The sequence below is a fragment of the Streptomyces sp. MZ04 genome (assembly GCF_004684775.1).
GTDB lineage: Bacteria > Actinomycetota > Actinomycetes > Streptomycetales > Streptomycetaceae > Streptomyces.
Map to the genome: position 1 here is coordinate 1 of NZ_SRIC01000290.1, position 10,056 is coordinate 10,056.

Annotated in this window: 11 protein-coding genes; 6 read left to right on the top strand and 5 right to left on the bottom strand. The window is 72.1% G+C overall.

The genetic code is table 11. The features are described 5' to 3' along the window. The 6 genes from E2651_RS36105 to E2651_RS36130 form a co-directional block, all read left to right on the top strand. Nucleotides 1-1,338 (top strand): condensation domain-containing protein (locus E2651_RS36105; RefSeq protein ID WP_209446332.1); only part of this gene is annotated, 1,338 nt, incomplete at its 5' end. Nucleotide 1,339: 1 nt separating this feature from the next. Beyond that, nucleotides 1,340-2,344, top strand: a complete 1,005-nt coding sequence (locus tag E2651_RS36110; RefSeq protein WP_135335488.1) for a 3-oxoacyl-[acyl-carrier-protein] synthase III C-terminal domain-containing protein — start codon at nt 1,340-1,342, stop codon at nt 2,342-2,344. Nucleotides 2,345-2,384: 40 nt separating this feature from the next. Beyond that, nucleotides 2,385-2,648, top strand: coding sequence for an acyl carrier protein (locus tag E2651_RS36115; RefSeq protein WP_135335489.1), 264 nt, complete (start codon nt 2,385-2,387; stop codon nt 2,646-2,648). Continuing rightward, on the top strand, nt 2,648-3,790 hold the full coding sequence (locus E2651_RS36120) for an acyl-CoA dehydrogenase family protein (protein ID WP_135335490.1): 1,143 nt from the start codon (nt 2,648-2,650) through the stop codon (nt 3,788-3,790). Before E2651_RS36115 ends, E2651_RS36120 begins: the two co-directional genes overlap by 1 nt. Further along, nucleotides 3,787-4,806, top strand: a complete 1,020-nt coding sequence (locus E2651_RS36125) for an HAD-IIIC family phosphatase (protein WP_135335491.1) — start codon at nt 3,787-3,789, stop codon at nt 4,804-4,806. The genes E2651_RS36120 and E2651_RS36125 overlap by 4 nt, the downstream gene beginning before the upstream one ends. Before the next feature lie 45 nt (nt 4,807-4,851). Next, complete coding sequence (locus E2651_RS36130; protein WP_135335492.1) at nt 4,852-5,715, top strand: 3-hydroxyacyl-CoA dehydrogenase family protein; 864 nt, start codon at nt 4,852-4,854, stop codon at nt 5,713-5,715. Nucleotides 5,716-5,742: 27 nt separating this feature from the next. On the opposite strand, the gene E2651_RS36135 is transcribed toward E2651_RS36130, so the two are convergent. The 5 genes from E2651_RS36135 to E2651_RS36155 all read right to left on the bottom strand — a co-directional run. Continuing rightward, the gene (locus E2651_RS36135) at nt 5,743-6,870 is read right to left on the bottom strand and encodes a beta-ketoacyl synthase N-terminal-like domain-containing protein (protein ID WP_245239443.1); all 1,128 of its coding nucleotides are present in this window, start codon (nt 6,868-6,870) and stop codon (nt 5,743-5,745) included. Then, entirely contained in the window at nt 6,867-8,078 is a 1,212-nt protein-coding gene (locus E2651_RS36140) for a beta-ketoacyl-[acyl-carrier-protein] synthase family protein (protein WP_135335496.1), read from the bottom strand. The genes E2651_RS36135 and E2651_RS36140 overlap by 4 nt, the downstream gene beginning before the upstream one ends. Before the next feature lie 46 nt (nt 8,079-8,124). Continuing rightward, on the bottom strand, nt 8,125-8,400 hold the full coding sequence (locus E2651_RS36145) for an acyl carrier protein (protein WP_135335493.1): 276 nt from the start codon (nt 8,398-8,400) through the stop codon (nt 8,125-8,127). Nucleotides 8,401-8,497: 97 nt separating this feature from the next. Further along, nucleotides 8,498-9,304, bottom strand: coding sequence for an AfsR/SARP family transcriptional regulator (locus E2651_RS36150; RefSeq protein WP_135335494.1), 807 nt, complete (start codon nt 9,302-9,304; stop codon nt 8,498-8,500). A gap of 126 nt (nt 9,305-9,430) precedes the next feature. Further along, nucleotides 9,431-10,056: cation:proton antiporter (locus E2651_RS36155; RefSeq protein WP_209446333.1), on the bottom strand; the 626-nt coding region annotated here is incomplete at its 5' end.

Genomic DNA, 10,056 nt, shown 5'->3' on the forward strand with positions numbered 1-10,056 from the left:
CTCCCCCTCACGCCCCTCATCCACCGCCTGCTGGACGGCAGGGACGAGGCGCCCGCTGACTTCGTCACGGTCGAGGTCCTGGAGGTCGCGCCCGGCGTGGCGGCCGATGACGTCCGTACGGCGCTGGCCCATCTCGTAGAGATGCAGGAGCCGTTGCGCTACCGCTTCCTGCACAACGGCCTCGGCTGGCGCGCGCAGTGCGCGGCGACGGAGCACGCCGAGCTGCTCGACACCACCGTGCTGCCGCCACTGGGCCCGGAGGACGAACTGGCCCTGCTCCAGGCCGACAAGGACAAACTGATCGACAAGCTGGACCTCGCGCGCGGCCCGCTGCTCCAGGCCAAGTTCTACAGCCGGGGCCTGCACCGCCCCGGCGTACTGCTGCTCGTGGTGCACCACTTCGCGTACGACGAGATCTCCACCGTCCCCCTGCTTGAGGACCTCAACGGAGCCCTGGCGGACATCGCGGCCACCGGCGCGCCACGCCGCGAGACCCGACCGCCCGCCTGGCGTGCGTGGGCCGGGCAACTGAACGCCATGGCCCAGTCCGACCAGCTCGCGGGCGAGCTCACCTACTGGACGAGCGTGCTCCGCGCGGGCCAGGAGGGGAACGCCATTCCGGAGGCGGAGTCGCCCACCGCCGAGCCCGCCCCCGAGCCCGGCGTCATCGAAAGGCGGGTGCCCGCCGACGCGTTCGCGGCCCCGCTCACCGTCTCGGGCCCGGCGAGCCGGGAGGCGGCGCTCGCCGCCGTGGCCTGTGCGTGGGCCCGGTGGCGCGGGCAGCCGTACGCCTACCTGAGCACCGTCGGCCACGGCTCACCGAACTCGTACCGGCCCTCGGACCGTTCCAGGTCCCTGGGCTGGTTCACCAACCTCTTCCCCGCGCTGCTCCCCGTGGCGCCCGGCGCCCGCGTACCCGACGCGCTGCCCGGCATCGTCGACGCGCTGCGCGCCGTCCCGCACGACGGCGTCGGCTACGGCATCCTGCGCACGCTGAGCCCTCGGACCGCCGCTGTCGCAGAGCTGCGGGAGCTTGCGGAGCCGGTGGTGTGCGTGGAGCACAAGGTCGGCGGCATCGACGCCATCAAGGTCGGTGACGGGGCCGTTCGGATCCGGCAGGCGCCGCTGCACACCCGGCAGCGGACGCTGATGGAGGTCAATCCGATCGTGGTCTTCACGGCGGTCGTGGACGACGTACTGGAGATCAAGCTCGTCCACAACGGGCGGTTCGACGCCGACGGGATGGCCGTGTTCGCCGACCATCTCGCCGAGGCGTTCGCCGAGTTGAGCGGCGTGGAAGCCGTACCGCCCGGGGTACGGCAGGAAGGGCAGGGCTGAGATGGCGGCGAGCGTGGCCCTGCGGGCCGTTGCCCACTGTCTGCCGGAACGGACGCTGAAGGTCCCGGATCTGCCGGAGCTGGACGAGCTGCCCGCCGCCGAGGCGGAGACCTGTCGCGGCCTGGGCATCGACGAGATTCGCGCCGACGACCTGTCGGCCACCGAACTCGCGGCCGGTGCCGCCGCACGCGCCCTGGCCGACGCGGGTCTCGGTCCGCACGAGCTCGACGCGCTGATCGTCATCGACGAGCGTTCGCCCGAGACCCTGATGAGCTCGCAGGCCACCCGGCTGCAGGCCCTTCTCGGCGCCCGCCGCGCGGTGACCTTCTCCGTGGGCGGCGTCGGCTGCGCCTCGATCGGCCCGGCGCTGCTCGCGGCACGTGGCCTGCTGGCCGCCGACGACACACTCCACAACGTCCTCATCGCCCATGGCAGCAGGCCCGCCACGCCGCGCCGCTACCGCCACCCGGTCACCGTGAGCGGCGACGGCGGCCAGGCCGTACTGGTGTCCCGGCACGGACCGCTCCGGCTGCTCGACGTGGCCCAGCGCACCAACGGCGACTACTGGAACCTCTTCACGGTCGACCACCGCGACCGCCCCTTCGCCGACTGGCGCGAGGACTGCGCCGACATCCGCGGCTACTCCTTCAACCTGGCCATCGAGACCCGCAACCACCTGCGCGAGCTGTACGGCGCGCTGCTCGACCGCAACGGCATGCGCCCCGCCGACGTCGGCTGCCACCTGAGCCAGAACCTGTCGCTGGGCTCCTTCCGCTTCACCGAGGAGACGCTCGGCGTCGAGCTGGCCGGGGTGTGCGCGGACAATCTGCGCCGCTACGGTCACCTCGGCCCGTGCGACGTGCTGCTGAACCTGATGTCGGCCGTCGAGTCGGGCGCGCTGGCCGAGGGGCGGCGCGCGGTGCTGCTCAACGTCAGCCCGGTGGCGGCCTGGAGCCTGCTCCTTGTCGAGCACGGAGACGGCGGCGGCACGTCGCACTACCTGTAGAGGGACCGCAGGGACAGTGAACCCTAGGGAAGGAGAACGGATGGGCACGGGGACTGGCCGGCTGACGGCGAGCGAGGTGAGCGGTGAGCTGACGGCGTTCCTCACCGCCGGGGCCCGGCATCAAGTCGGCCCCGACGACGACTACTTCGCCCTGGGCCTGGTCAATTCGCTCTTCGCGCTGGAGCTTGTCACTTTCGTGGAGCGGCGGTTCGGCCTGGAGGTCGGTGTCGAGGACCTGGACCTCGACCACTTCCGTACGGTCGGCCGGCTCACCGACTTCGTGCTGCGCAAGACGGCTGCCTGATGCGTACGCTGCCGGACCTCGCGGCACTGCGGGACGAGGCCGCGGACTGGGATCTGCGAGGCGCGCTGCCGGAGCGGACCGTGCGGGACGTGGCCGCCGCCGGGCTGCTCGGCCTCGATGTGCCCGAGCGCTACGGCGGCGGCGGGGCCACCCCGCTGGAGCTGGGCGAACTGTGCGCGCGGCTCGGCTCCGTATGCGGCGCGCTGCGCGGCCTGGTGACGGTGCAGGGCATGGTCGCGGCCGCGCTGGCCCGCTGGGGCGGCGCGGAGCAGCGCGCGCGGTGGCTGCCGCGGCTCGCCGCCGGTGACCAGCTCGCCGGTTTCGCCGCTACGGAGCAGGAGGCGGGCAGCGATCTGACGGCCGTCGAGACACGGATCAGCGAGGACGGCGACGCGCTCACGGTCACCGGAGACAAGCGGTGGATCACCTTCGGTGAGCTCGCGACCGTCTGCCTGGTCCTCGGCAGGCTGGACGGCCGCCTGGCCACGGTCCTCGTCGAGACCGACAGGCCCGGGGTGACGCGTGAGCCGGTGAGCGGCCAACTGGGCATGCGGGCGGCCCGTATCGCGCACATACGGTTCGACGCGGTGCGGGTGCCGAAGGACCATCTGGTGGCGCCCGCGGGCTTCGGCCTCTCGCATGTGGCGGGGACGGCGCTGGATCACGGACGGTTCACCGTCGGCTGGGGGTGCCTCGGGATGGCCGAGGCGTGCCTCGCCGACGCCACCGCGCACACCGCGGCCAGGACCCAGGCCAAAGTGGCCCTGGCCGACCACCAGTTGGTCCGCTCGGCGCTGGCCCGCGCCGCCGTGGACACCGAGGCGGCGCGCGAGCTGTGCCGGGTCGCCGCGCGGCTGCGGCGGGAGGGGGATCCGGAGGCGATCTCCCGGACCGTGATGGCCAAGTACGCGGCGGCCCGTGCCGCCGCCTCGGTGAGCGGGCGGGCCGTGCAGCTGATGGGGTCGGCGGGGTGCGCGCCGGACAGCAGGGCCGGACGGTTCTTCCGGGACGCACAGGTGATGCGGATCATCGAGGGTTCCGACGAGGTGTCCGAACTGCACATCGCGGAGCATCTGTTGCGCCGGGCGGCCGCGTCGGGCGCAGAGGCAGGAGAAGTCCGAGAAGGGGGACCTCGCGCGTGAGTACCGTCAAGTGTCTGGTGTGGGACCTGGACGACACCTTGTGGGACGGCGTCGTCCTGGAGGGCGACGATCCCGTGCCCGTGTCCGCCGCCGTCGAGACGCTGAGAGCGCTGGACAAGCGCGGCATCCTGCACGCCGTCGCCAGCCGCGGCGAGCACGCGGTCGCGGCCGCGCATCTCCAACGGCACGGCCTCGACGGCCTGTTCACCGTGCTGGAAGTGGGCTGGGGCACCAAGAGCGCGGCCGTCCGCCGTATCGCCGAGACCCTGGGCATCGGCCTGGACACCCTCGCCTTCGTGGACAACGACCCCGTCGAGCGCGCCGAGGTCGCGGCGGCGCTGCCCATGGTCCGCTGCTACCCGGCGGAGCACGCGGGGCAGCTTCCGGCGTACGAGGAGTTCCAGCCGGCGTTCGTCACCGCCGAGTCCTGGCTGCGGCGGACGATGTACCGCGTCGAGGCCGAGCGGCGTGCCGCGGAGGACGACCACACGGGCCCGGCGACGGACTTCCTCGCCTCGCTCGAGCTGGTCCTGACCCTGCGCCCGGCCACCGTCGACGACTTGGCCAGGGCCCACGAACTGACCGTACGCACGCATCAGTTGAACACCACCGGCTGGACCGCCGACATGGCGGAGCTGCGCAGGCTCCGCGCCTCCGGCGACCACGAGGTGCTTGTCGCGAGCCTCACCGACCGGTTCGGCCCGTACGGCACGATCGGCCTCGCGATCAGCGAGATCGGTGCGACGCGCAGCGTGCTGAGGCTGCTGCTGATGTCCTGCCGGGTGACGTCGCGGGGTGTCGGCGCGGTGCTGCTCGACCACCTGGCGCGGCGCGCGCTGGCGGCGGGCCGCCGACCGATGGCCGAGTACGTGGCGACCGACGTGAACCGGATCATGCTGGTCACCCTGCGCTTCGCGGGTTTCGAGGTGGTGGCCCGGGACGGGGACCGGCTGCTGCTCGAGCTGCGCAACGAGCCGTCCGTACAGACGGGGCATGTTCGGGTCGTCACGCCCTGAGTCCGATCCCGATCCCGATCCCGAGCCCTCAGCCGAGGAGGAAACATGCAGCACGAGCAGGAGAGGCCGGCCGGAGTGGTCGGCGGCGGCACCATGGGATGCGGCATCGCACAGTGCCTCGCGGACGCGGGCCGCCGGGTCGTGGTGCTCGAACCGGACGCGGGCGCGCGGGAGTCGGGGCCCGGACGGCTGCGCGACGGTGCGCGGCTCGCGGGACTTCTGCGGCGGGCCCGCCGCAAGCCGGACAAGATGGTGGCGGACGTCCGCTGGACGGACCGGTGGGCGGAGCTCGGCACGGCATCGTTCGTGATCGAGGCGGGCCCGGAGCGGGTGCCGGTCAAGGAGGAGACGTTCCGGCTGCTCGATGAGCACTGTGCGCCGGACGCGGTGTTCGCGTCCTGCACCTCGGCGATTCCGATCGGCCATCTCGCGGCCCGCACCCGGCGCCCGGACCAGGTCCTTGGCATGCACTTCATGAATCCCGCGCCGCTCAAGGACACGGTGGAGGTGATCCGTACGGACAGGACCTCCGAGGCGACGCTGCGCGAGGCCACCCGACTGCTCTCCGCGATGGGCAAGAAGGGCCTGGTGGTCTCGGACGCGCCGGGCTTCGTCTCCAACCGGGTGCTGATGCTGACCGTCAACGAGGCGGCCACGGTGCTGCAGCAGGGCACGGCCGACGCCGCGACCGTCGACGCCGTCTTCCAGGACTGCCTGGGTCACCCGATGGGCCCGTTGCGGACGGCGGACCTGATCGGCCTGGACACGATCGTCGACACCCTTGAGGTGCTGCGCGAGTTCACGGGCGACGACCGCTTCGAGCCGTGCGCGCTGCTCACGCGCCTGGTCCGGGAGGGTCGCCTGGGCCGGAAGAGCGGGGGGCGCGGACTCCACGAAGCTCCGTCTTGAACGGGCCGAATATCTTGTACAGGCCGATCAGTCGGGACGCCCGAGCAGCGCGCAGCCGACCGTTCCGTCCCGGTCGATGCCGGTGATCAGGGCCAGGTCCTCGCGCTCGGGCCAGTACTGCCCGGCGGCGAGCGCCGCCGACAGCTGCAGCCCCGCGGACGCGGCGAACGCGTCGCCAAGGAGCGGACGGCAGCGCAGCCAGTGCGGTGCGAAGTCGCCGGTCACCGCGCGGATCCCGGCCTCCTCCTGCTCCGCGTACTCGCCCAGCGGCGCCACGAGGCGGATCCGGTCTGCGGTGGCGCCCGCCTTGGCCAGCGCCGCACGCACGCACGCGGCGAGCTCGTCGCCGCCCGTCGTGGGATCCGGGGCCGCCCGGAAGTGCGTCGCCGGCACCGTGGCCACCGGGACGCGGCCGGCCGCCGCCGCATCGGCCGCCGACTCAAGGAGCGCGACCACACTGCCCTCGCCCAGCGGCGCGGGCGTGCCGCCCGGCCCGCTCGCCGCGTCCACCAGGAGCACCCGCGCCTGCGAATACTCCTCGGTGGCGCCGACAAGGAGCCGCCGGCAGTGCCCGCCACGGCACAGGCGGACCGCGTAGCCGATCGCGAGGAGCGCGGACAGTCTGCCGCCGGCGATGGTCGTGTTCGGGCCCTTGAGTCCGTGCCAGATCGCGCTCTGCCCGGCGGCCCGGTTGAGGAACGTGTCCGGGAACCGCAGCGCGTCCACGTGATAGGGCCTGGACGCGGTGAGCGCCCCACGGGTGAAGTCCATGGCGGCCTGTACGTTGCCCTGGCCGACACCGAGCACAAGACCGATCCGTTCCGGGTCCTCGGTGACCTCGGGGCCGAGCTCGCGCAACAGCACGTCGATGGCCGTCACGGCGAACGCAATGGAGCGGCCCATCGAGCGGGTCCCCTTGCGCCCCAGGTGGTCCGCCGCCTTGAACCCCGGCACGACCGCGGCCCTGACGCCCCCGCCGAACTCGTCCGCCGCCTGCTCCGCGACCGCGGAGCGACCGGACAGCACGCCGTCGCGCAGGGCGTCGCGGCCCACGCCGTAGGGGGTCACGGCGGACCAACCCGACAACACCAGGGTCCGGTTGGCCGGATCCGCACTCTGCGGGCGCAGCGGCCCGGTCGCCTCGATCGTCGTCACGTCGTCTCCTGGTGCCGGCCGAGCAGCAGAACCACGTTGTTGCCTGCGAACGCGAGCGCGTTGTTCTGCACCACGTTCAGCTCGGCGGGTCGCGCCTGGTTCGGCACGCAGTCGAGGCCGCAGTCCGGGTCGGTGTTCACATGGTTGATGGTGGGCGGGATGAAGCTCTCGCGGATGGCGAGCGCGCACGCGACAGCGGCCAGGGCGCTCGCCGCGCCCATCGCGTGCCCGATCATGCTCTTCACCGAGACCGTCGGCGGCGGGTCGGCGAACACCTGGCGGATCGCGCCGGTCTCGACCACGTCGTTGGTCGGGGTGCCGGTGCCGTGTGCCGAAATCAGGTCCACGTCCTCGGGCTTGATGCCGGCGTTGCGGTGCGCGAGCCGGATGCAGCGGGCCAGGCTGTCCTGGTCCGGCGCGACCGCGTGCCCCGCGTCGCAATTGAGCCCGTAGCTGAGCACCTCGGCATAGATCCGCGCGCCGCGGGCCCGCGCCGAGCGCAGACTCTCCAGGACGAGTACGCCGCTGCCTTCGCCGGAGAGCAGGCCCTTGCGGTCCTTGTCGAAGGGCTGGCACTTCTCGGGGGCGATCGTGCCGAACCGGTAGAAGCCGGTGAACGTCTTGCGGCACACGGCGTCCGCGCCACCGCACAGCGCGATGTCGACGTCGCCGGTGCGCAACGCGTCGAAGGCGCTGCCGATCGCGTAGTTGCCCGCCGCGCAGGCCGTCCCGATCGTCATCGTCTCCACGTCGCGCAGTCCGAGTTCGCGTACGACACCGGAGGCGAGCCGGTTGGCGTCGGCGCGCTCGGCGAGGGCGGGGTCGAGCGCCCCGTCACCGTCCGCGAGTTGCTGCTCGGTCAGCGTGTCCAGGTCACGCGTCTCGCCGTCGCTGGTGCCGACGGACACGAGGGCCCGGCGGCCCCGCACCTCCTCGACATCGAGTCCGGCGTCCGCGAGCGCCATCCGCGCGCCCGCGACCGCGAACTGGGTGGCACGACCGACGCCCTCGGGTTCAAAGCGGTCCAGCCACTCCTGTGGGGCGAACCCGGTCACCTCACACCCGATCGAGTGCGCGAAGCCGGTGGTGTCGAAGGCCGTGATCGGCTTCGCCCCGCTGCGCCCCGCACGCAGTCCCGCGCAGAAGTCGTCGACGCCGATGCCGATGCTGCTGACCACGCCGAGCCCCGTGATCACCACGCGCTCCATGTCCCCGTCCGCGTTCACTTCGCCCTCCTCGCGTCGTGAAACCGGATCAACGATTCATGGCGAGCGCCTCGCCCACCACCGCGAACACGTTCTCGAGATCGTCCATCAGGTCCACCTTCATGTCCTCGATCTCGATGTCGAAGGTCCGCTCCAGGGACGCGCCGAGTGCCACAAGCGCCATCGAATCGGCGGCGTAGTCCTTGGTGAACGACCCCGTCAGGGTGATGTCCTCCGGTTCGATGTCGAGAACCTCGCACACCACGTCCTTGATGCGGGCCCGGTCCTCGTCGGCCAGGGTGGTCTCGGGCAGAGGTGCGGTCATGACGTTGCCTCCAGCGGCTCTTGGTCGGGGACGCGGGCGGGATCCCGCGCGGTGGACGGCCGGTCCGGTGGCCGCTCGGGGAACGGCGGGGCCCGGCTCAGAGAACGGCGAAGCCCGGCAGCGCCGAGCGGCCGACGCCGGCCGGCGAGCGCTCGCGGGCCGGGCCGAGCAGCTTCGGATCGGAGTTGAGGATCGCGAGCATGACCTCGTGCAGCAGCGCGCCGGGATCGACTCCCAACGATCCTGCGAGGATCCTCCTGCCCTGCTCGTACAGGGCAAGGGCGTCGGCCTGCCGGTCGCAGCGGTACAGGGCCGTCATCAGCTGCGCGCGGAACCGCTCCTGAAGCGGGTACTCACGGACCAGCTGAGTCAGTCTCGGCACCAGCGACGCGTGCCTGCCGAGCGCGAGTTCGGCCTCGAACCGGCCGGTGAGCGCCGAGATCCGCGCCTCTTCCAGCTGCGGTCGCACCGCGTCGGCGAGATGCGACGACACGTTCGCGAGCGCGGGTCCGCGCCACAGCGAGAGCGCCGATGACAGCAGCGTGACCGCCTGCTCGTAGTCGCCCGCGGCCAGCGCCTCGTGGCCGCGCTGCGACTGGTCGGAGAACTCGTCCAGGTCGAACCACGCGGACCCGATCTCCATCTGGTAACCCGGCGAATGGCGCATGATCCGCGCATGCGGGCCGAGCATCTTCCGCAGCCGCGAAATGTACGTGTATATCTGAGCGTTCATGGTGGCGGGCGCCTTCTGGCCCCACAAGTAATCGCCCAACTGCGAGTCGTACACCACCAGGTCGCCGGCCAGGAGCAGAGCGCTCAGCACAGTGCGCTGCTTGGCACCGTAGAGCGGCAGTTGCTTGTCCTCGTGCCGGACCTCGACCTGTCCCAGTATTCGATATTCCATGCACCCCTCCGGCTCGCGAGCAGCACTACCGGTCACGCGCCACACAGCCCTCGTCAGGCCAGTGGAAGATTACGAAGGCCCGATGACACGCCAGTGACTGCGGACTGACGGCTGCCGCGTGGTCGGTCAGCGGTCGGCAGGGTGGCGGCGCCGTTCCGGGACGGCGGCGGGTTCGTCGGTGACGGCGTGCGGGACGACGACGGGCTTCTGGTAGATCCGCGCCAGCATCGGTCCCGTCATCATGGTGGTCACCAGGGCCATGACGACCATGAGGGAGTAGAGGGAGCCGTCGAGCAGCCCCGTCTGGAGGCCGACGCCCAGGATGACGAGTTCGGTGAGGCCACGGGTGTTCATGAGCGCGGCGAGCGCCGTCGCGGGGCGTGCGGGGAGCCCGGTGGACCGTGCGCCCAGATAGGTGCCGCCGAACTTGCCGACGACGGCGACGAGCAGGATCGCGCCGAGTTGTACGGTCTCGGCGCGGCCGAACCCGCCGAGGTCCACCTTGAGGCCGGCCACGACGAAGTAGACCGGCAGCAGGACGGAGGTCACGCGCCCGGTGTGGTCCAGCACGTCGGAACGCAGTCGTCGCGCGCCCTCTTTCGGCATCATCAGGCCGAAGAGGAAGGCGCCGAAGATGTAGTGCATGCCCATCGTCTCGGTGGCGGCCCCGCACACCAGGGCACCGATCAGCACGGCGGCGTAGACGCGCGGGTCGGTGGCCCCGCCGCCCTCGCCGCCCCCGTCCCCGTACC

What these genes read in the sequence shown, in the direction of transcription:
- E2651_RS36110 (WP_135335488.1), top strand. Translation starts at nt 1,340, where the DNA reads ATGGCGGCGAGCGTGGCCCTGCGGGCCGTTGCCCACTGTCTGCCGGAA.
- E2651_RS36115 (WP_135335489.1), top strand. Translation starts at nt 2,385, where the DNA reads ATGGGCACGGGGACTGGCCGGCTGACGGCGAGCGAGGTGAGCGGTGAG.
- E2651_RS36120 (WP_135335490.1), top strand. Translation starts at nt 2,648, where the DNA reads ATGCGTACGCTGCCGGACCTCGCGGCACTGCGGGACGAGGCCGCGGAC.
- E2651_RS36130 (WP_135335492.1), top strand. Translation starts at nt 4,852, where the DNA reads ATGCAGCACGAGCAGGAGAGGCCGGCCGGAGTGGTCGGCGGCGGCACC.
- E2651_RS36140 (WP_135335496.1), bottom strand. Translation starts at nt 8,078, where the DNA reads ATGGAGCGCGTGGTGATCACGGGGCTCGGCGTGGTCAGCAGCATCGGC.
- E2651_RS36145 (WP_135335493.1), bottom strand. Translation starts at nt 8,400, where the DNA reads ATGACCGCACCTCTGCCCGAGACCACCCTGGCCGACGAGGACCGGGCC.
- E2651_RS36150 (WP_135335494.1), bottom strand. Translation starts at nt 9,304, where the DNA reads ATGGAATATCGAATACTGGGACAGGTCGAGGTCCGGCACGAGGACAAG.